Here is a 22,614-nt window from a genome sequence, read left to right on the forward strand (position 1 = left end):
CATGTCCACTCATTAGTCGTCAGTTAAAATACTAGTATAAACTTTGATTTTCATTGCAAGCGATTACATTATAAAGCTGAGTATCACTCTCCTCTTACTTAAATTTTAAATTTTAAATTTTAAGTTTTAAGTTTTAAGTTTTAAGTATTTTACTATGAAGGTCTATCTAAAGATTACTATCTTTTTAAAAATTTGAATATTCCTAATTTTCTATGTATTACATCCCTATAAAGAAGGTGATAATGTGACATTAAATCCTACCATTTTTAGTAATATCCAAGATTTAGAGGAAGCTTCCACACATGAAGACAAGCTTTATAAAATACTTGAAATCTATATGAACTTTTATCCTGTTAAAAATTCATTTTTATTTAGATACTCCCATTTGGGCTTTATTGGAGAAGGAATCATCTCGTTAAACCCTTTTGGATTAGTCCACATACGGGACATCCGCGATGATATTCGGTCTTTGCCCATTATATATTCAGCACTTTATGAAAGGAAAGCAAAGTACTGTAGTGGGATTGATTACCTTAGACAAGTAAACAGTAAATACATAACCTCATCAAATGTAAATTCCTTCTTAGTTATCCCCATATGTTTTGGTTCAGTAACCATCGGATATATTTGCACGAACGAGTTTGAATCCGGTGCCATCATCAACGATCAATTACTTACATCATTTACCCAATATGGACGTCAGGTCGGCAGAATTATGGAAAAAACAAACGGCCCGGAATACACACAATTACTCAGCAGACGAGAACTTGAAGTAATGAAAAGGATATCCTGGGGAGAAAGCACGAAGGAAATGGCTGATACGATGGATCTCAGTGAAGTAACGATCAATCAGTATGTTAAATCAGCTATAAAGAAATTGGGGGTACAAAATCGGGTACAGGCGGTAGCTGAGTTATTTCGGAAGGGGATTATTTCCTAAATACTTTAATTCTATACCATTAAATCTATTATTGATTTTAAAATAGTTTCCTCATAGAAAGGAAGAGATATTTTAATTCCTTTCTATGAGTTCACCATTCTAAAGCAGTGTAAAAATTAAATGGTAGTCTCCACATTTTCAAAATTGGAGTTCGATATTTTTTCAGATTTCATTAAGAAAATATAGGAAATAGCGCCAAAACCAATCCCTAAGAACCAAGAATAGGTGTAAAGCTCCTTCAATGCGGGGATGATTAATCCAATAAAGGATGCAATCAGACCAATCACTAAGGCAATCAGTGCCTTAACATTCCAGCCATTTTTATACGCGTATAGTCCGTCTTTTTTATAAAAACTAGCTAAATCATATTTTCCTCGTGCAACCATGTAATAATCAGCAATCATGATTCCAGCTACTGGCCCAAGTGCCCCACCTATTGCCCCTAATACATTAAAAATGGTTGCAGAATTGTTGTACCAAAGCCAAGGTGCAAAAAATAAGGCAACGACAATCGAAATGAGACCAGCTTTTACAAAGTTAAGTTTTTGAGGAAACAAGTTTACTAGGTCATACGCAGGTGAAACTACATTTGCTGCCACGTTAACTGATAAGGTAGCTATTAGCAGGGCAAAAGCTCCCAAGAATAAAACGAATGGATTACCAAATTGTTGGAGTAATTCGACTGGGTCCCATATTGGTCTACCGAAGGCAATGATCGTTCCTGAGGTTGTAATAATACTCATGATCGAAAAAATAATCGCGGTTCCTGGTAAGCCAATGGCCTGACCAATGACTTGATCCTTTTGACTGCGAGCAAATCTTGTGAAATCTGGTATATTAAGTATTAAGGTCGCCCAGGTACCAATCAGTCCGGTTACTGAAATTCCAAATGCACTCCAAAATGCCCCGCCAGTTAATTGTGATGGTTCATCAAAGAGCGGTCCTAATCCATTTGATACGGTAATGGCCCAAATTACTAGGGCTAAACCCAACACAATCACAAGAGGACCTGCCCAAAGCTCAAAGAATTTTACTCTTTCCATGCCATGAGAGATGACCCAAGCATGTAAAATCCAGAATAGCGCTACAGCAAGAGCGTCATTCAGCCCCAATCCGATAAAATGAATAGAGGACAAACCATTCCAGCCCGGTATTAACGCACCAAGAACAGCACCTACCGCTTTACTGCCCAAATAGGCTTGAACCGCAAACCAGAATATCGCCACAAAGGCCCTTATTATAATTGGAAGCTGAGCCCCTTTATATCCAAAAGAAGCGCGGATGAGTACAGGAAATGGGATGCCATACTTAGCACCAGCTGCACTATTTAACCACATGGCTAATATAAGGATAATATTTGCAGTTATTACTGTCGCTAATGCCTGCCAAACACTCATTCCTAACCCAAGTAAGCTTCCTGCAGTTTCATAGGCAACAATATTATGGACCATCCCCATCCACACGGTCGTATAGTTCAGCCAATTCCAATTCCTCTTTTCCTTTTTAAGAGGGGCAAGATCCTCATTGTATAAAGAGGGATCCTTTACTTTCAAGGTATCTTGTTCTTCCATGGATTCTGTACTCATTGCATTCACTCCTTCTCTTTTAATCATAGAAAGATAGATTTAACTCATGATAACCAACATTGACTTAATACTATGAATTCCTTATAAACAATGGAGCCCTTCCTTTCTTGTATGTTGTTTTAAAAGTACAACTTATTTATGTATTCTACTGAATGATTGGTTACTTGTAACAAAATTGGTAAGGAAAGCTAACACAAAATTAAATAAATAAAATATCAAAATATTATTAGCAAAGGTACAATCTATTTTGTTTTATATTATAAAACAGAATTTTATAATAATTGACAAAATTTAGATATGTATTATAATAGTCACGAATCTACATTGTAAGCGTTTTACAGGAAGGAGAAATGGAATTGGTATATTCTGTTGAAGAATTAATGAACACAGCAAATCCCGACATTTTTTCTATTAAAACAAAAGCATTGGGTCCCCAAGGTAAACTCCCCCTAACGGACCAAATGCTTCGAAATGAACCGAGTGGTAACTTATTTGGGTTGACACAAAATGTAGGAATGGGATGGAAACCTGCCAATCTAAAAGGTAAACAAGTTCTTTTATTAAGTACACAAGGTGGAATGAAGGGTCCCAACGGGGATCCGATTGCCTTAGGGTATCATACAGGGCATTGGGAAGTAGATATATTAATGAAGGAAGCTGCTAAGGAAATCAGCAAAGCTGGCGGAATGCCATTTGCGGGATATGTTAGTGATCCTTGTGATGGGCGGTCACAAGGGACGACAGGAATGTTTGATTCCTTGCCATACCGGAACGATGCAGCCATGGTATTCCGGCGGTTAATTCGTTCATTACCAACTCGACAAGCGACCATTGGTATTGCTACCTGTGACAAAGGACTGCCCGCCATGATGATCGCCATTGCTTCCATGCATGACTTACCTACCATTGTCATCCCTGGCGGAGTTACTCTCCCCCCTACTTACGGTGAAGATGCTGCCAAGATTCAAACCATCGGGGCACGCTATTCCAATAATGAGCTTAGTCTTGAGGAAGCGGCTGAATTAGGCTGCCGTGCTTGTGCCACACCAGGTGGTGGATGCCAGTTTTTAGGGACAGCGGCCACCGCACAAGTCGTAAGCGAAGCATTAGGACTATCTATCCCACATTCTGCATTGGCTCCATCTGGACAAGAGGTGTGGAAAGAAATGGCCCGCCAATCAGCACGTGCTGTTATCCATCTTCAGGAGCAAAAAGTCAAAACAAAGGATATTGTTACAAATGCTTCAATTAGAAATGCAATGGTTGTTCATGCTGCATTTGGAGGTTCAACTAATCTCCTTTTGCATATTCCTGCCATCGCTTATGCTGCTGGATGTACCATCCCGACCGTAGAGGATTGGATTGAAGTAAACAAATCAACTCCTAGGTTAGTCAGCGTGCTTCCAAATGGGCCGGTTCATCACCCAACGATTCGTGCATTTTTAGCAGGAGGAGTTCCAGAGGTAATGCTGCACTTACGCTCTTTAGGCTTATTAGATGAGGACGTAATGACCGTTACAGGAAAGACGTTACGGGAAAATCTAGATTGGTGGGAAGGTTCCGAAAGAAGAAAAAAAATGAAGGAGATCCTTTTTCAAGAGGATCACATTGATGCCAATGACGTCATCATGTCTCCTTGTGAAGCGAAAAAAAGAGGACTTCATTCTACCTTAACCTTTCCAACCGGCAATATAGCACCGGATGGCTCCATTATCAAGTCGACATCCATCGATCCTGAAAAAATAAACGAAAAGGGTGTTTATTATCATAAGAATACTGCAAAAGTGTTTACAAGTGAACGCGAAGCCATCCAAGCGATAAAAAATGGTGAAATCTTTGCAGGAGATATCATGGTGGTAATTGGATGCGGACCTCTTGGCACAGGGATGGAGGAAACCTATCAGCTTACTTCAGCCTTAAAGCATCTTTCCTTTGGAAAACACGTTACGCTGTTAACGGACGCCCGCTTTTCAGGAGTGTCAACAGGAGCTTGTATCGGGCATATTGGTCCCGAAGGTCTAGCCGGCGGGCCTATAGGAAAATTAAGAACGGGAGACTTGATTGAGGTCTATATTAATACGAAGACATTGGAAGGCCATCTTCATTTTTTGGGAACGCTTGATTACGAAGTGACACCCGAAGAAGGAAGCTTAATCCTTTCTCAAAGACAACAAAACAAGGAGGTAAAACCTTCTCCGGATCTTCCTGATGATACGCGTCTTTGGGCAGCGCTTCAGTCTGTGAGTGGAGGTACATGGCGCGGAAGCATTTACGATGTGGACCGCATTATTGAAGTATTAAAAGCTGGTGAGGAAGCGTTGAGGAAAAAGAAAGAAGAAAGTTTCATTTAATAAGGCTTTTTTCGTAAACTTTGTTGCTTTTGGACCTTGTAAAGGACCAAAAACTTAAGTTGCAGGGCAATTTCCGCAAATGTTCTTACGAAAAGATGCCAGGATGCATATAGTTATACGGGTCATTAATGAACTTTTACGGAAAACAACCATTTATGCGAAAATAGCCTTTAATAAAAAAGAATGACTCTGGTACCGAGTCATTCTTTTTAAACTTATTTCCTAGGATACTTTTGTTGGATATAGTGTAAAAGGGCAGTAACCACTTGTGGACCGTTTTCTACCATTCTACCTTGTTCAAATGCAGTGAAGTTATCACCGCCCGAAGCTAAATAATTACTAACGGCTACCACATATTCCCTGTCAGGTTGAAGACTTTGGCCCTTACTGTCCTTCAGCATGACAATTCGGCTGCCAATGGGCGCATTAGGGTCCCACCTATAAGTTAAACCAACCGTTTGTAACATATCATTCATCTGATCTATTCTCCACTGCTGCTCTAATACGAGTTTAATTTGGTCCCCGGTTAAGATTAATTTACTAACACTATGACCAAACGGCATTCGTGTATAAAGGTCTTCTAAAGTAATATTTCCTCGCTTTAGGCCTCCTCGCATTTCTCCTTGATGAACAAAGGCAATTTCTGTCCCCATCACTTTCCGCTCAGACTCTGCAATCATTTTCGCGAATGGTGATTCACCATTTACATCTTGCTTCCGGCTGACTTCTTCAGAAAGGAATCCGACGATTTGATTAAATTTAACACCCAATTTTTCCTTATACTTTTTTATTAAAGTAACGGTTACTTTATCTGGCTCTATACCATCATGAGAAGTGACAACAATCTTTGCTTCTTTCTCAATAATATCTTTGGTATCGCGGTCAATTTTTATATTTACTTGAGAAAAAGCTTCTCCGTACGAATAAGCTTGAACAATCAGTTTATTGTTTACAACTGTATTAGCATAGTGATGGCTATGGCCAGCAAAAATGACATCGACCTCATTATCGATTTTTGGGGCCATCTCCACTAAAGCTTCTTGGGGATCGGCTCCTGACTGATTGGATTTCGCAGAAACATGTGCCAGTACCACAATTGCTTTAATCCCTTTTTCCTTTAGTTGCTTAACTGTTCGATTAATTGCTGTAACTTCATCCGTTATTTCTACTTCTTTTCGATTTTTATGGGTTACATACAGGTTGGTTTCAGTAGTGACCACACCAATAAAGCCAATTTTGATTCCCTCAATTTGCTTAATAATATATGGTGGCAGCAAGGGAGAACCGGTTTTTTTATCAATGATATTTGCAGAAATGTAAGAGGTATGGGCGCCTTTAAAGTAACCGGTTTTTTCATGGAATCCTCCATAAATAAGTCGTTTCATCTCTTGAACGCCTTCGTCCAATTCATGATTACCAGGTGTACCGACATCCATGTGCAGAAGGTTTAAAAAATCAATTGTAGGTTCGTCTTGAAATTGGGAAGAAATGGGGGGACTTCCTCCTACCATATCACCAGCATGAACAAGCAGGGTATTCGGGTTCTCTTCTTTATATCTTTTTATATAGGCAGCCACGTATTCAGCACCACCTGCCAGAGACCCTGAAACCTTTCGATATTTGTTTAGTTGACCGTGAAAATCATTCATACCTAACAATTGTACTTGAACGTAGTGAGTAGATGTGGAATGTGTGATTGTGGATGTATTGTTTGAAGATAAGGAGAATATATTGCTTCCTAACAAAATAAAGCCAAAGATGAGCAAAGAAGACATGACCCGAAATTTTAACAGCTTCCGATCCCTCCCTCCTGATGTACTTTAAGGATAACTCTGGAATCTTAAATCCGTTTAAACTGCTCATTAAGTTTTTGTTACAAATTTTGTTTGGCCATATCGGGTCCATGAAAGTACTTTTGGCTATAAAAAACCCCCGATAAATTAGTCGGATTTTTATTTTTTCATCTGTCTACTTTATCGGGAGCATATATAATTGAGTCATTTTCTTTTTTTATTACTATCTGCATTTATTTGTGAATAACTTACCTTAAACACACTATCCTTTGATAAAGACCGTTTTCGTAGTAGTAAAGAACTCCTTAGCCGCTTCCCCTTGTTCACGTGAGTGAGAGCTTGAAGCTTTCATACCGCCAAATGGAGCCTGTAATTCTACTCCCGCCGTTTCAGAATTTACTCTTACAAGACCCGCCTCGATATCATCAATAAACATTAGAATTTTGCCTATATCCTTTGTAAAGATCGAAGCACTTAGTCCAAATTCGGTATCGTTGGCAAGATCAATTGCCTCTTCAATCGTTTCTACCTTCATGAGAGCTAAAACCGGTCCAAAGATCTCTTCTTTAGCAATGGTCATCCTTGATGTGACATTTTCAAATATCGTTGGACTAATATAAAATCCCCTTGCAAGTTCCTCAGACTTCGGAGCATCTCCGCCAAAAATTAATTCAGCCCCTTCTTCCAATCCTTTTTGGATATAACTTTTTACCGTATTATACTGGTCTAAAGTTGCACAAGGTCCCATCCATGTATCTGAATCCAAACCATTCCCTACTTTAATAGTTTCTACTTTTGCTAGTAGTTTTTCCTTAAACTCCTGGTAAATTCCGCTTTGTACGATGACACGGCTGCTACAGGTACATTTTTGTCCGGTAGACTTTAAACCACCGCTTAGAACCGCATCAACTGCTAGTTCCATATCACAATCATTCGCGATAATAATTGGATTTTTTCCGCCCATTTCTAGTTGATACTTGGCACCACGAGCGGCCGCTGTTTTTCCAATTAGATTCCCAACCGAGTTCGATCCTGTAAAAGTTATAGCATCGACATCTTGATGTTCAGCTAGTCCTTGACCGATAACGGAACCTTTACCTGTTACAAGGTTAATCACTCCTTTTGGGAACCCTGCCTGATGGAAACATTCGATTACTTTAGCAGCCGTTACTGCAGCTTCAGAGGCTGGCTTTAAGACGACGGTGTTTCCATAAATAAGTGCAGGAGCTGATTTCCAAATCGGAATTGCGACCGGGAAATTCCAAGGGGTAACCACACCAACAACACCTAGCGGCACGCGTTTACTAAACATGAGTGCCCCACTGTCTGATGATGGAATTAAATCCCCCATTTTTCTCATGCCTTCGCCTGCGTAATATCTTAAGATCGCAACGCCCCGGGCCGTTTCTCCTTTTGCCTCAGCCAATGTTTTACCCATTTCTCTTGTCATGGTCTCAGCAATATCATCTATTTGTTTTTCGATAATTTCTGCGGCCTTGAATAAATAATTCCCTCTTTCAGCGCCAGAGAGCTTTTTCCAACTTTTATGGCCCTGTTTGGCCGCTTGCACCGCTTCGTTTAAGTCTTCTCTGGTTGAGTTTTGTACATATCCAACCACCTCTTCTTTATTTGCGGGATTAATGCTCTTGGTTACTTCTCCAGATGAACCTGTATCCCAGCTCCCGTTAATATAGTTTAAAAATGTTTTAGTTTCAGATAAAATGGCCATAATCAGTCTCCTTATTTTACAAGATTCATCCGACTTTGAATTTGCACAGGATTGCGTAGAACACCAATACAAGGGATTTCGATTTCCACTACATCGCCGTCCGCAAGAGTAAAATCTTCATTAGGTACTATGCATGTACCCGTTAACAATACGGTTCCATCAAACACCACATTATCTCTTAATAAATAAGAAATTAATTCATTATATTTTCTTTTTAGTTGGGAAGTATTGGCATAATCTTCAAAAACTTTTGTACCGTTTCGATAGATCCGGCATGAAATGACTAGATTATAAGGATCTTCTACTGTCTCGGCTAAACGGATGCTAGGTCCAATCGAACAAGAATGTTTCCAAATTTTTGCTTGGGGAAGGTATAAAGGATTTTCACCTTCGATATCGCGGCTGCTCATATCATTTCCTATTGTATAGCCAACAATATCACCGTTCCTGTTTAATACCAATCCAAGCTCAGGCTCAGGAATCTGCCAGTTAGAATCAGTCCTAATATAAACTGGAGTCTCAGGTCCCACTGTTCTGTGGAAGGTTGATTTCATAAATAATTCTGGTCGTTCCGCCTCATAAACCTTGTCATAGCAGGATTCACCAGTAGATTTCGATTCCAAGTTTCTGGCTTCTCGGCTTCTTAAATACGTTACACCAGATGCCCAGACTTCATCTGACCGCAAAGGTAATCTCAATGTTAGATCCTCTAGTTTTACTTCCATTGGAAGGGAATCTTTAATCGTCTGATGAACCAATGACAAACAGGTCACATTTTTGTTTTCTGCTTCCTTCATCAGTTCTAGAAAACTCTTTTGTTGTAAAAGATAGATTTCACCACTGTCAGTCACTGCTGCCATTTGTTCTAAACCTTCGCATGATTGAAAACATATAATTCTCATAAAAAACCCCCAGTTTTATTATTTAGAAAGTGTTTTTTGATAGACCTATAGCCCAGTTTTTCAGAGATGGTTGAGGCAGTTTCTTTTAACATTTGTACCGTTTGGCTTTTCACCTCGGCAGTAACACTACTAATAGGAAATGACATACTAAGGGCGGCCACTACGGAAAAAGAATGATCATATATTGGTACCGCTATACAGTAAACCCCTTCCTCATTTTCTTCGTTGTCAATAGCGTATCCACACCTTTCCACTTGTGCTAACTCCTCTAAATATTTCATTTTGTCCTTTATGGTTTTGCCTGTTTGTGGAAAAAAATCATATTGTTCTAGTAAAGAATCAAGCTCCTGCTGTGACTTGTAAGCTACTAAAACTTTCCCGACTGCACTAGAATGGATTGGTACACTGCGGCCAATGCGGGAAAATACTATCGTCTTATTGGGACCTTCTACCTTGTCAATGTAAACCCCCGTTTTCTCGTCTAATATAACTAAATGAGTGGTATTGCCGGTTTTATGAGATAATTCAACCAACGAATCTTTAGCTATGATTCTTAGATCCATGCTGTTTAAAACAAAATTACCTCTTTCCACAAGCTTCAACCCAAGGCTATACTTACCAGTCTCTAAATCCTGTTTAATATAATCTTGTTCTTTAAGTGTTTTCAAAAGTGAATGAGCGGTACTTTTATTCAAACCTAATCTTGTACTGATTTCAGTAATTTTGAGCTCCTTATTAAAATCATCAAAAAGATCTAAAATATTTAGGGCCCTTTTAACAGATTGAATGATTGGCAAAGTAAATTCACCTCCTATACTATCCACTATTTAACATAATTGTTTTATAATATAAAACTTGGTTTGACTATCCTGTTTATATTCAGAATTTTAGCACATATTTTAACTTTGTAAACCCTTTCTTCTGTAACAATTCGGTTACAAACTAGTAATTTCAAATCCCTTCAAAAGCAAAAGACCCAAGTGAGGTTTTCACTTGGGTCTTTCAAACATCTTTAATATGATTCTGCTTTAGTTAATAATTTCATTTGTTTTTGATTACTTTTTCCTTTTTTCAAACTAATCATAGCAACAAAGGAAATACAGTACAGTATTGCAAGATATCCCATGGCAACTGTAACATTCGTATGCTGCAGGATATAGCCTACTAAAATAGGAGATAACCCACCTAATGCCCTGCCAAAATTAAAAATGGTGTTCGTTGCAGTACTGCGAATTTCTACTGGATAATAATTACTGATTAATGCTCCATAACCAGCGAACATCCCATTTGAAAAGAATCCAACCACCGCACCGCCAAGTAAAACAGCTGTACTACCTGAAGCATAGGCATATAAAAAGACTGCCAGAGCGGATGCGGATAAGAAGATACCATAGGAGCGCTTCGCACCCAAACGGTCCATAAATTGGCCGAAAGTTAACATCCCTGCTATCATTCCCACAGCGGTACTAATCGTCCAAAGAGCCGAGTTTGAAACGGATAACCCTTGGGATTGTTGAAGCATGGATGGCAGCCAAATCATTAAACCATTATATCCTGCAATTTGGACAGTTGCCATAATCGCTAAAGCTATGGTTGTAAAAGACGTTCTTGGAGTGGCAAATAATTGCTTTAATTTCCCTTGTTTTGGTAAAAGTTGTCTTTCTTTTTGAGATGCAAGCCAAACAGGTGATTCACCTAAATTCTTACGTACGATGAAGGCGAATATTACTGGAACCAATCCGATGAAAAACAAACCTCTCCATCCCCATGATGGAAGAATCAAAGCACTAAGCAGAGCTGCAAGAATGACACCATATTGAGCACCGATACTAACATAGGAAGAAGCGCGTCCTTGTTTTTCCTTTGGCCATGCTTCAGCTACCAGCGCCATACCAATTCCGTATTCTCCCCCTGCACCTAAACCAGCAATAAACCGAAAAATATATACTTGTTCAATATTTACCGCTAATCCCGTTAATGCTGTTCCAATCGCGAATAAAAGAATCGTATAAGTGAATATTCTAACTCTCCCATATTTATCTGCTAAAATACCGAAAATCATGCCCCCAGCTAGCATTCCTATGTTTGTTATCGAAGAAATTAGACCTCCAGATACCATGTCAATATGAAACTGCGCAATAATCATGGACATGGCGAAGGATATAAACATAATATCCATACCCTCTAGTGTTAAACCTGCTACTGATGCAATGACTGTTTTTTTACGATATTCCATTTTTTCCGTTCTCCTTTCAAGCCTCACTGGACTTAGATTAAAAGATGTCGGCAAAATAAAAAGCCCTCTTATCCAAAGGACAAAAGGGCATTTATATACATAAAAAATATATAAAGTTTACTTTTGCCTTTTTGGCCTCTCTGGACCAAATTAAAGGAATTTAAATTCATCTAATAATAACATGATTCTACATGTGTGACAATAACATTAATAAGCTAAACTAAACAATGCTTTAATGTGTGATAGGTATCGAACATTACTTGCTTCTTTCATTAATGATGCTGGCATCCCTTTTAACGGAATAGAGTTAGCGCCAATTGTAGCAACAGCATCTTTACGTCCCAAGCTTGCTAGTGTTCCAGAGTTTACTTGAGAAAATTCTTTGAACGATTTGTTTTCTAAGAAAGCAAAAACATTGTAACCTGTTTGTTCTCCCATTTGCCATGCAATTTGTGCTGTCGGTGGGAATGGTCGTCCATCCGGACCAAAGACAACCGCACTGTCACCTACAACAAAAACGTCTTTATGAGAAGTAGATTGAAGATATTCATTAACAGTTGCTCGTCCACGATCCACATCCAAGCCTGATTGACCAACTAGAGGATTCCCTTGAACTCCACCAGTCCAAACAAATGTATTTGCCGTGATTTTTTGCCCATCTTTTAAATCAATCACGTTACCTTCCACATTGGTTACAGGAAGACCTGTTAAGAATTGAACACCACGTGCTTCTAAACTAGCTGTTGCACGTTCGATTAGTGGATCTGGTAAAACTGGCAAGATTTTAGGGCCTGCTTCTACTAGGAGCAGCTTGACTTCTTTAGGATCCACACCATAGCTTCTAGCAAGTTTAGGCATGATATCAGCGATTTCTCCAACTAACTCAACGCCAGTTAAACCACCACCGCCGATAAGAATCGTTGCGTCAGCCGCATTTTTCGTTTTTGCATATTCAGCGATACGTTCTTCAATATGCTGATAGATATTATTCGCATCTTCTGCTGATTTTAAGACCATGCTGTTTTCTTCTAATCCTGGAATACCGAAATAAGCTGTTTTACTTCCCAACGCTACCACTAAAGCATCATAGGATAAAGTAGATCCATCTGATAGCTTCACTTCTTTTTGATCAACAGAGAAGGACTCCACCTTGGCAATTTTAAGATCAATATCCTTTCCTTTGAACAGCTTTGCTAATGGCATCGCAACCGCCTGCTCTGAAACACTTCCTGCAGCTAAGCGATGAAGTTCTGTAATAATTTGGTGTGTATGAAACTGATTAACCACCGTTACTTGTGCTTGTTCTTTATTTAAATATTTACGAATATTAATTGCAGCTAATAGTCCGCCGTAACCGGCACCTAAAATAACAACTTTTTTTGTCATAGTATCTCCCCGTCCTTATGAATGTTCTGTAAAATTTATTTAGCTGAACGTTCTGCTGAAACTTCAAGGTAAGCATTGATGAAGCGGAAAAGCTTCTGTGCTTGAGGGTCTTTAAGCATTTTTAAAATTCCAAAAAGACCAATCACTTCATTGCTCTCCTCAGCCCGGTCTTTTGCTTCGATTGCTGTAGCAGCAATGCCTTTCACCGAATCTTTAATTGGTTCGACAATTTCTGTAATGGCTCCAATCGTATCATTTTTCAACACTTCATCTGTTGCCACTGATTGAGCAAAGGCATATGACTTTGTTAATAGATTCACAAGTTCAGTCAATTTAGGAAGCTGCTCCACTAAATTGGTTAATGATTCCTGAACCTCTGGATTTAACAATTGATCAAGCACATCTGCTTTCGTTTGTTCTGACTTTGGTTTGTCCATAACTTCTACCATATCTAATTCCCCTTTCGAATTGGGCTGAGTAAAATTTTTTTAATAGAATGGCCTATATGTATCACTATTTTTCAAGTCCATTTTTATAAAAATAAATCATCCTCTGAGCCTTTTTTCTCCTAAACAATATAAACACTATTATAATATTATTTAACAAAATAAAATGATAGAACAAATGAGGATTAATTTCAAATTTTACAGCTTTTTTGATATTATTACTGAATTTTCACAATTATTTTATTTTAAAATTAAATGCAATAACTATTATCCTAATAAAAAAACGAGTCTCTGTTTTCCATTAAGGAGACAGAGACTCTGTTTATTTTGGGTTTACCTTACCAGAATGGTTAGGGAATCTACATACCTATTGATAACTATGCTTGTTTTCCCATTTGAATCCATGACTCCTCAAAGCTAGCCCTTGGAAAAGCAGAGGAAATCGGGTATTTTTATTTTATTCTTTTAATGCTATTTAACTAGCTTGCATGATACTCAAATTTTCATGGAGTGGTTTTCTATTTTTCCAAGATTACTATTTGTTTTAGGAACAATCGGTTCAACTTTTCCAAGCCAAAAAAGGTAGGTTAGTGCACCAATTAAGGTAGCTGCTCCTGACACCATGAGTGCCGGAGTAAATGAGTGTGTAGTAGCAATAATAAAACCGGTTACAATCGGACCCAATATACCACCTATATTGGAGACACAGTTTTGAAGTCCACCAACGACTGAAGTCATATTAACAGGCGCAACGTCCCCAGGAAGTGACCAAATTGCACAAGCAGCAGTCGTTAAACCTCCATAAGAAATGGAAAGTAAAGCAATTGAAAGAACAGGTGAATTAACTAGTCCTGCAAAAGCAATCGAAGTTGCCAACAGCATACCTCCACCTAAATTCAATTTACGAACGAAAGTTAATGAATATCCTTTTGCATAAAGACGGTCGGAAAACCACCCTGCCAAGAGTTCAGCTACTAGACCAAATAAAGGAGGAATCATAGATACCCAGCCCATTTTCATCAATTGGAAGCCTCGTTCTTGTACAAGATAGGTCGGGAACCAAGTAATAAAGAAATAAATGGCATAGTTTAACATGAAAAACCCAACACACATTGCTAAAATATTACGATATTTTAGAAGTTGATACCATTTCATTGGCTGTACATTTTCAAGACCTTCCTTTTTGACCTGCCCATCACGAATATAGGTTAGTTCTTCTTTGTTTACATACAAATGCTTTTCCGGATCACGATAATATGCCCACCAAATGGCAACCCACAACAATCCTAACAATCCAGATACAATAAACGGAACTCTCCATCCAAAGGAAGTCATTAACCAAACTACAAACGGCATTGCTATAGCCGTTCCCACCTTAGAACCGCTGTCGAAAATAGCAGAAACTCTTGTCCGTTCTCTGTCAGGAAACCATTTTGCAGTCACACCAGCATTGCTTGGATATGCTCCGGCCTCACCCATACCCAATAAGGAACGAAAGATGACGAGTGACTTCATTCCTTGGCTAACAGCTGTTAATGCGGTAGCAATGGACCACCAGGCAACGCTTAAAGCAAGAGAGAATCTCTGTCCAACTTTATCTGCCAACCAGCCAGCAGGAATCTGAAATAACGCATAAGTCCAAAAGAATGCTGACATGACAATCCCCATTTGTGCTGCGTTTAATCCAAATTCCTTCATTATAGTCGGGGTGGTAGCGGAGAGGACTGTACGATCCAAATAATTAATGGCTATGGCTGCCCACATAAATATGGCAATCTTCCAACGAACGTTGGTCCTTTTTTGATTTATCTCTCTCATTTTAAAACCTCCTATATTGAAATCGCTTCCAAAAAAATAATAAAAGTATTTACTAATTCAAAATTCCATTCATTCGTTTATTAAAGGTCAGGATTATCATTGTGTACCCATAGAGGAGGCATGCATTTTTGGCTTATGCCCAAGCCTGTAAATAAGATCATTGGTTTACTAACTACCAGCCCCTAAAATCTTAAAAAGATTTTAGGGAGCTACTTATGAATCTATCAATCTATGCTTTTACATATACAGTTTTAATTGCCGTAAAGAATTCAATCGCTGCCTGCCCCTGCTCGCGAGAATGCGAGCTAGATTGTTTCATGCCACCGAATGGTGCCTGTAATTCAACACCAGCAGTTTCAGCGTTAATACGCACAAGTCCTGCATCTACGTCATTGATGAAAGACATCATGGTACCGATGTCTCTTGTATAAATGGAGGCACTTAGCCCAAACTCAACATCATTAGCCTGCTCCAAAGCTTCTTCGATTGTATCCACTTTGATTAGGGCCAGTACAGGGCCGAAGATTTCCTCCTGGGCAATGACCATTCTATTTGTAACATCTTCAAATATGGTTGGTTGGACAAAAAAGCCATTTTCGCTTCCGTTCTCCGTGTACCTTTCACCTCCGAAAATCAGGCTTGCTCCCTCAGCTTTCCCTTTATCAATATAAGAAAGTACGGTATTCAACTGATTTTCACTAGCACATGGGCCCATCCATGTCTTACCATCCATTCCGTTTCCTATAATAATCTCTTTTACCTGTTCAATCAGTTTCTCTTTAAATGTATCATATATTTCAGACTGAACGAATACCCGGCTTGTAGCTGTGCATTTTTGACCTGTTGAACGAAGGCCGCCGCTGATCGTTCCTTCTACTGCAAGATCTAAATCTGCATCTGCCGCAATAATGACTGGATTTTTTCCGCCCATTTCCAACTGATATTTTGCTCCTCGAGCAAGAGCTGCCTGGCCAATTTTTTTCCCCGTGCCATTGGAGCCCGTAAACGTAATGCCGTTTACGTCTGAATGGTTGACGATTGCTGTACCGACTTCCGAACCAGCCCCAGTAACCATATTGACTACACCAGCAGGGATACCAGCCTCATCCATACACTCTATAATCTTTGCAGCTGTAACAGAGGCTTCCTGTGCCGGTTTAATCACCACGGTATTCCCATAAATCAAGGCAGGTGCCATCTTCCAGATCGGTATGGCAACCGGAAAGTTCCAAGGGGAAATAACACCGACGACTCCAAGTGGAACACGTGTCGTAAACATTAGCGCTTTGCTGTCAGTAGATGGTATCACATCACCTGTTTTGCGCATTCCCTCTCCAGCATAGTAACGAAGAATGGCGATCCCGCGCGTTGTCTCTCCCTTGGCTTCAGAGAACGTTTTACCCATCTCTCTTGTCATCGTTTCAGCAACTTCATCAAGACGCCTTTCTAGACAATTAGCTATTTTATATAGGTAATTACCGCGTTCTGTTCCTGAAAGACGGCTCCACTCTTTTTGCGCTCTTTTAGCGGCTGCTGCTGCCCTGTCAACATCTTCCCTTGTCGAGCTCTGAAAGTAACCGACGATTTCATATTTATTGGCAGGATTAAAGGATGCCTCGACTTTATTTCTATGGCATGATACCCATTCTCCGTTAATATAGTTAAGATGTTTTTTCACCTGCACTACAGTCGTCATCATTAAAACTCCTTTCTATTTTTTAAAATGTCGGGCCAATGCGCCAAATACCGAAATCATGCTGCTTTAGAATTTCCGCTTTTGTCAGTTTACCAGAAGCAACAAGCTCGATTTCATCAAAAATATGCTGACCGACCGACTCAATCGATTCTTTGCCTTCGATGATCGTTCCCGCGTTCAAATCGATATTATCTTCCATTCTTTCAAAAATTCCAGTATTAGTCGCAATCTTGATTACAGGGGCAATTGGTGATCCGGTAGGTGTGCCTCTTCCTGTAGTAAATAAAACAATTTGGGCTCCACCAGCTACCATCCCTGTCAGCTGCTCGATATCATGCCCCGGTGTATCCATCCAAACCAGACCTTTTTTAGATGGAATCTGAGCATAATCGATTACTTCTTGCAAAGGTCTGCTGCCGGACTTATTAGAAGCACCTAATGATTTTTCCTCGAGAGAACTCAACCCTCCCTTGATATTTCCAGGGCTTGGATTCCCTGTACGGATATCTACCCCCATCTTGATTGCCCGGTTTTCCATAGCACCGATTACTTCATATACACGCTTGGCCGTCCGGTCATCTACCGCCCGTTCTGCCAATAGATGTTCCGCTCCAATCAGCTCTGTTGTTTCAGCTAATATCGCAGTACCTCCATGATCGACAAGCATGTCGCTAACGATCCCAACGGCTGGATTGGCTGATAAACCAGAACATGCATCCGAACCGCCGCATTCTGTTCCGATAATTAGCTCACTGAAATCACAGAGTTCCTTCATTTGGGCGGAAGCCGCCTGTACCATTTTCGCTGCTATTCTTGAGCCTTCAGCAATAGCCCCAAGTGTCCCGCTGTGGTCTTGAATGGAAACCACTTCAACGGGCTTTCCTGTCTTAGCCAGCTCACCCGCAACACTGCGTGCTTGGTGAGTTTCGCAGCCTAGTCCTAGAACAACCACTCCATAAACATTCGGATTGGCTCCCATTCCTACATAAGTACGGAATGTTTGATCATAATCCACACCTACCTGTGCACAACCATGCTGATGAATGAAAGAAACGGTCCCTTGCACCAATTCCGTAATTTGTTTAGCTGCCTGCGTAGCACAAGTAATTGTTGGCAAAATTAATACGTGATTTCTCACTCCAACTTGACCATTTGGGCGCCGATATCCCCAAAACTTTTTTCTATTAATCAACTTTATCCCCCCTCCCTCTTTTTCCTTCTAGATTATGAATATGAACGTGTTCACCCGAACGGATATCCGTTGTGGCTGAACCAATTACTGCCCCATATTTAAGAATGTCCTCCCCTTTAGAAATCGGCTTGATAGCGAATTTATGCCCAAATTCAATTATTTCTTTTATTTCAACATCATAGCTCATTCCCTGGCATGTGACCGTAACGTGACTTCCTTCTGGAATACTCTCTAATGCCACAGCCACTTTATCATTCGGTTTCATCATTACCGTTTTAAAGGCTGTACTCACTAAAATCTCCCCCATTATTGGTTTTAATATAAAAATGGTTTGATAACTTCTTACAAGTTAGGGACCACTGTTTTTGCCATCTGTACAGGATTTTTTAAAACCCCGATATTTGATATTTCAATTTCTATCTGGTCTCCATCCGCCAATGTAAAGTCATTCGGGGGAACAATGCATGTACCTGTCAATAAAACAGTGCCATTAAAAATCTGATTGTCTCTCAGAAGATAAGAAACAAGCTCTTCAAATTTCCGCTTTAATTGGCGGGTATTAGCACTTCCTTCCACCACTAATTCCTCATTTCGGTAGATTCTGCATGTAATTTCAAACTGATAAGGATCTTTAACTGCTTCCGCTAGTAAAATGGCAGGGCCAATTGAGCAGGAGTTTCTCCAGATTTTTGCTTGAGGTAAATAGAGTGGATTTTCCCCTTCAATATCACGGCAGCTCATATCATTTCCAATCGTATATCCTAAAATTTCTCCCCCGCTAGATATGACAAGTCCTAATTCTGGTTCAGGGATTTGCCATTTAGAATCGCTTCGAAGAAAAACCTTATCATTTGGACCTACAGTTCTGGCAGCAGTGGATTTAAGAAAGATTTCGGGCCGTTTGGCATCATAGACTTTATCATAGAAAGTAGCTGAACCATTTATTCGGTCCGTAGACTCGAAATTTCTTGCATCTTTGCTCTTTTCATATGTAACACCCGCCGCCCACACTTCTGCCGCTTCAATCGGAACGAGCAATGATAGCTCTTCTATAGATTGTGAAATTGGCTGCAAAACAGAGATAACGCTTTCAACTAAATGAAGAATAGAAGTATTTCGATCTTTTGCTTGCTTTGCTAACTCCAGAAAGTCCTTTTGCGGCAAAGAATAGATAAGCCCTTCATCGGTTAAAGAAGCTAGTACGGGATCTAAATTTTCATTTAAATAACGAATAATACGCATAGTAACCTCCTAATTTAATTTACAATCAGTTAATTTAATTAGTTGCTATCCTCCCATTTATTTTTCTGTCGTGCTCATAAAATTTATATGCAAATTCCGTGCCAAAAAAGAAAAATTTCATAATTTTTTAAAAATATAATCAATTAGCGTCTGTAATAATTAGATTTGGTAAGCCTCAAAAAAAATAACTCCTTTTCACTAAAGAGCAAGAAACCAATTATATTAGTTACTTATTTTTAATTCATTTTTCAAATTTGAAATTACTATTTCAAATTTGAAATCACATAAATTCATTTATGGAAGGTTAGCTATGTCATAAGGTTTTTTAGTTAAAAAACAAGGGCGTGAGTTCACCGCCCTTGTAATAAAACCACCCATTATATTTTCGAACATGAAATTATGAAATAATGTAGAGTTCACTTATGTAAATTCAGCTTACGCCAAAGGGTAGTTTTACTTATTCCAAAATCCCTGCAAAGTCTCTCCTTGTTTCCATGGTAACGTTCAAGAAGCTGCTTCCAAAGTTGAGTTTCCATTTCCTCGAATTGATTTGAAAAGGTAACCTGTAACTGGTCTGGATTTTGTCTATCTTTAGTGTAAAGTTTCCCTTTTTTCTCATCTAACAACTCACAGATTTTAAATGGTGTTAACTCTTCACCCTCCTCTGTACTAATTACTAACTTCTCGATAAAGTTTTGTAATTCCCGTGCATTGCCGAACCAATCGTAACTCTTTAGACAATCAAAAAGTTGATCCTGTGTCCAAAACAAAACCTTTTGCTCTTTTATACATTCATTCTTGAAAAAGGATATAGCCATTGGGACTATGTCTTCTTTGCGTTGGCGGAGTGGAACTAATTGTAACTCCAATACACTCAGGCGATAATATAAATCTTCTCGAAATCTTCCCAAACGAACCTCTTCACGTAAATCACGGTTTGTAGCGCAGATGATCCGAACATCTATTGGTGTCACCCGATCGCCACCGACACGACGGACCTCCTTTTCTTGCAAGACCCTTAAGAGTTTTGCTTGAAAATTAAGGGAGATCTCCCCCAATTCATCAAGAAATAACGTCCCACCATGGGCTAGTTCAAAAAGTCCAATCTTTCCACCTTTAAGAGCGCCTGTAAAAGTACCCTCAACATAGCCAAAAAGCTCACTTTCTAATAGATTTTCATTCAGAGCAGCACAATTAACCGATACAAATGGTCCCTTAGCCCGCTTGCTCTCATTATGTATACTCTGAGCAAAGATTTCCTTTCCAGTCCCCGTCTCACCATAAATCAAAACAGTACCGTTGGATCTAGCATACTGCTTCGCTCGATGTATACATTGGAGCATTTCTGTACTACTACCTTGAATCTGGTTGAAGGTTTGCTTAGCCACTAAACCTTTTTCATTAAGACGAGTTCTGATGTTCATTTCTAAATTTTGAATATCACCGATTTCTTGAAAAATAGCCACAGCCCCATGAAATCTGCCATGAATAATAATAGGAACCCGGTTACAAACAATCTTCTTACCACTAATCTTAAGAAGGATATTTTTTTCTTCGTTATGTTTCGATAAGACTCTATTCAATTGACTTTCTGGTAAACACTCAGTTAACTTTTGCCCAAGCACCTGATTTTTTTGTACGCCAAATATTCTCTCAGCTGATTCATTATATACGATAACTCTCTCGTTATTATCAATTGTAAGAACTGCCTCTGTCGTAAAATTAAGAATAGCTTCAAGTTGTTTTAATCGTGCCTTCTCTTTTTCAATAGATTTTAAAATCGTTAATGCTTCATTTAGTGCAATTTGAAGAGACCTAGCACCTGATTCTAAAAGACAACCATAGATTCCATGGTCCACCGCCTGTTGTGTGGCTATTACATCGCCCACCACTGCTTCTATGCCTTCGTCTTGGATTAAATGTTTGACCTTTGCAGGTATTTCGTTAACATCTTCACACGGCAAAAATTGTAAATCTATATCAAAAATTTTCTTGAAATGCTGTGCTTGAAATAAAATATTTAAAGTAGTGATAAAGGCGATCTTTTTAAAACCTTTCTCACTTGCCTTACTTAATGCCATTAATATGTCGACAGACGTTACAGGAATTTCAATCACTGGTAAATCGAAGGCATGACGTAATGTTTGGGCGGTTCCCCCACGAGAAATAAGAATCTTTGCACCCTGGTTAATACATGTTCTAATTTCGTCGATGTTCTCCTTGAGATTCCCTGGAATAACGGTAAAAGGTATATTACTACTTTCAATCAATTTTTTGGCCTGCTTTACCATCGTTTCATAGGGGGCAATGATAAGAATATCGTTCATTGAGTGGACACCTCTATTAATAAAATGCTTTTATATAAAATAAACATAAAAAAATAAAGTTTTAAATAAAAACTTTATTTTTTTGGTCTTATAAATTACATCGCATGAAGTTATAACAAACCTACCATTTGAAGACCATGCAAAATTCCATCGTCTTCAACAGATTTTGTTACATATTTTGCAACGGACTTGACGATTTCTTCCGCATTCCCCATTGCTACACTATTTCTTATTGCCGTGAGCATTTCCATATCATTCAGCCCATCACCAAAGGCATATTGGCGTTCTTCTGATATCCCTAAACTTTCTACTACCTTTTTAATCCCTTGGGCTTTTGATCCACCTTTTGGAACTACATCAACTGAAACGGGATGCCATCTTACAAAATCAAAATCATAGAATTCTTGTTCATACTGCTTCTCTTCCCCTTCTGGACAAAAAAGGAGCGTTTGGAACAGTTCTCTTCCTTTGTAATAATGCGGATCATGGGCAGGAAAACGGCCAATTTTTAATGTGGCAATACTTTCTTTAATATAAGTATGCTCTGGCACATTTGCTTTCATATCCTCATGGTCCATAAAGACAACCGGATGATTGTTATGAAGAGCAACTTCTGTTAACTTTTCAAGAGATGATATCTTTAATGGATTTCTATATAATTCTTTACCTTTCAGCACAACATATTGCCCGTTATAACTAACATATGTATCAATGTCTAACTCTTTTCGCAAATCCTCGAACATAAAAGGGGCTCGCCCTGTGGCAATGGCTACTTCATGTCCAAGTTCTTTTAATTTAAAAATAGATTCTTTAGTTGAGAGAGGCAATTCTTTATCATGATTGAGCAGCGTTCCATCAATATCAAAAAAAATAATGCTTTGATGAGTCATTTTAGGTTCCAACTTTCCTTGTAAAATCTAGTTATTTTATGTTTTAGTGTACTTGTTTACTAATATAAACATAAACAATC

17 protein-coding genes are annotated in these 22,614 nt (G+C 39.0%); 2 read left to right on the forward strand and 15 right to left on the reverse strand.

Going from position 1 to position 22,614, the window contains the following annotated elements:
- Positions 1-244 precede the first annotated feature (244 nt).
- A complete protein-coding gene (locus tag CVD27_RS19335) occupies positions 245-940 on the forward strand; it encodes a response regulator transcription factor (protein ID WP_101649543.1) in 696 nt (231 codons plus the stop codon).
- A 116-nt stretch (positions 941-1,056) separates the two neighbouring features.
- Here the strand turns inward: CVD27_RS19335 and CVD27_RS19340 are convergent, their stop codons facing one another.
- On the reverse strand, positions 1,057-2,526 hold the full coding sequence (locus CVD27_RS19340; RefSeq protein WP_257984432.1) for an NCS1 family nucleobase:cation symporter-1: 1,470 nt from the start codon (positions 2,524-2,526) through the stop codon (positions 1,057-1,059).
- 350 nt (positions 2,527-2,876) lie between these two features.
- Here CVD27_RS19340 and CVD27_RS19345 point away from each other — a divergent pair, with 350 nt between their 5' ends.
- Positions 2,877-4,877: a YjhG/YagF family D-xylonate dehydratase gene (locus CVD27_RS19345; protein WP_374703088.1), complete on the forward strand. Its 2,001-nt coding sequence runs from the start codon at positions 2,877-2,879 to the stop codon at positions 4,875-4,877.
- A gap of 215 nt (positions 4,878-5,092) precedes the next feature.
- Here the strand turns inward: CVD27_RS19345 and CVD27_RS19350 are convergent, their stop codons facing one another.
- From CVD27_RS19350 to CVD27_RS19415, 14 genes are all read right to left on the reverse strand, one after another.
- The gene (locus CVD27_RS19350; RefSeq protein WP_101649544.1) at positions 5,093-6,652 is read right to left on the reverse strand and encodes a bifunctional metallophosphatase/5'-nucleotidase; all 1,560 of its coding nucleotides are present in this window, start codon (positions 6,650-6,652) and stop codon (positions 5,093-5,095) included.
- A gap of 280 nt (positions 6,653-6,932) precedes the next feature.
- Positions 6,933-8,399, reverse strand: coding sequence for an alpha-ketoglutaric semialdehyde dehydrogenase GucD (gene gucD, locus CVD27_RS19355; RefSeq protein ID WP_101649545.1), 1,467 nt, complete (start codon positions 8,397-8,399; stop codon positions 6,933-6,935).
- A gap of 11 nt (positions 8,400-8,410) precedes the next feature.
- Positions 8,411-9,301 (reverse strand): fumarylacetoacetate hydrolase family protein, encoded by an 891-nt coding sequence (locus CVD27_RS19360; protein WP_101649546.1) that lies wholly within the window; start codon positions 9,299-9,301, stop codon positions 8,411-8,413.
- Positions 9,298-10,098, reverse strand: coding sequence for an IclR family transcriptional regulator (locus tag CVD27_RS19365; RefSeq protein ID WP_101649547.1), 801 nt, complete (start codon positions 10,096-10,098; stop codon positions 9,298-9,300). Before CVD27_RS19365 ends, CVD27_RS19360 begins: the two co-directional genes overlap by 4 nt.
- A 215-nt stretch (positions 10,099-10,313) precedes the next feature.
- Positions 10,314-11,537, reverse strand: coding sequence for an MFS transporter (locus CVD27_RS19370; protein WP_101649548.1), 1,224 nt, complete (start codon positions 11,535-11,537; stop codon positions 10,314-10,316).
- Positions 11,538-11,744: 207 nt separating this feature from the next.
- A complete protein-coding gene (locus tag CVD27_RS19375) occupies positions 11,745-12,923 on the reverse strand; it encodes an NAD(P)/FAD-dependent oxidoreductase (protein WP_101649549.1) in 1,179 nt (392 codons plus the stop codon).
- A gap of 35 nt (positions 12,924-12,958) precedes the next feature.
- Positions 12,959-13,372 (reverse strand): DUF1641 domain-containing protein, encoded by a 414-nt coding sequence (locus tag CVD27_RS19380; protein ID WP_101649550.1) that lies wholly within the window; start codon positions 13,370-13,372, stop codon positions 12,959-12,961.
- Between the two features lie 492 nt (positions 13,373-13,864).
- Positions 13,865-15,187 (reverse strand): MFS transporter, encoded by a 1,323-nt coding sequence (locus CVD27_RS19385; protein WP_101649552.1) that lies wholly within the window; start codon positions 15,185-15,187, stop codon positions 13,865-13,867.
- Between the two features lie 229 nt (positions 15,188-15,416).
- The gene (gucD, locus tag CVD27_RS19390) at positions 15,417-16,883 is read right to left on the reverse strand and encodes an alpha-ketoglutaric semialdehyde dehydrogenase GucD (protein ID WP_101649553.1); all 1,467 of its coding nucleotides are present in this window, start codon (positions 16,881-16,883) and stop codon (positions 15,417-15,419) included.
- Positions 16,884-16,905: 22 nt separating this feature from the next.
- Complete coding sequence (locus CVD27_RS19395) at positions 16,906-18,072, reverse strand: UxaA family hydrolase (protein ID WP_101649607.1); 1,167 nt, start codon at positions 18,070-18,072, stop codon at positions 16,906-16,908.
- Complete coding sequence (locus CVD27_RS19400) at positions 18,068-18,343, reverse strand: UxaA family hydrolase (protein WP_374703089.1); 276 nt, start codon at positions 18,341-18,343, stop codon at positions 18,068-18,070. The genes CVD27_RS19395 and CVD27_RS19400 overlap by 5 nt, the downstream gene beginning before the upstream one ends.
- A gap of 74 nt (positions 18,344-18,417) precedes the next feature.
- Positions 18,418-19,317: a fumarylacetoacetate hydrolase family protein gene (locus CVD27_RS19405; RefSeq protein ID WP_101649557.1), complete on the reverse strand. Its 900-nt coding sequence runs from the start codon at positions 19,315-19,317 to the stop codon at positions 18,418-18,420.
- Positions 19,318-19,733: 416 nt separating this feature from the next.
- Positions 19,734-21,644, reverse strand: coding sequence for a sigma 54-interacting transcriptional regulator (locus tag CVD27_RS19410; protein ID WP_101649559.1), 1,911 nt, complete (start codon positions 21,642-21,644; stop codon positions 19,734-19,736).
- 110 nt (positions 21,645-21,754) lie between these two features.
- A complete protein-coding gene (locus CVD27_RS19415; protein ID WP_101649561.1) occupies positions 21,755-22,534 on the reverse strand; it encodes a Cof-type HAD-IIB family hydrolase in 780 nt (259 codons plus the stop codon).
- Positions 22,535-22,614: the final 80 nt, after the last annotated feature.

The sequence above is a fragment of the Neobacillus cucumis genome (assembly GCF_002860255.1).
Classification (GTDB): domain Bacteria; phylum Bacillota; class Bacilli; order Bacillales; family Cytobacillaceae; genus Neobacillus; species Neobacillus cucumis_A.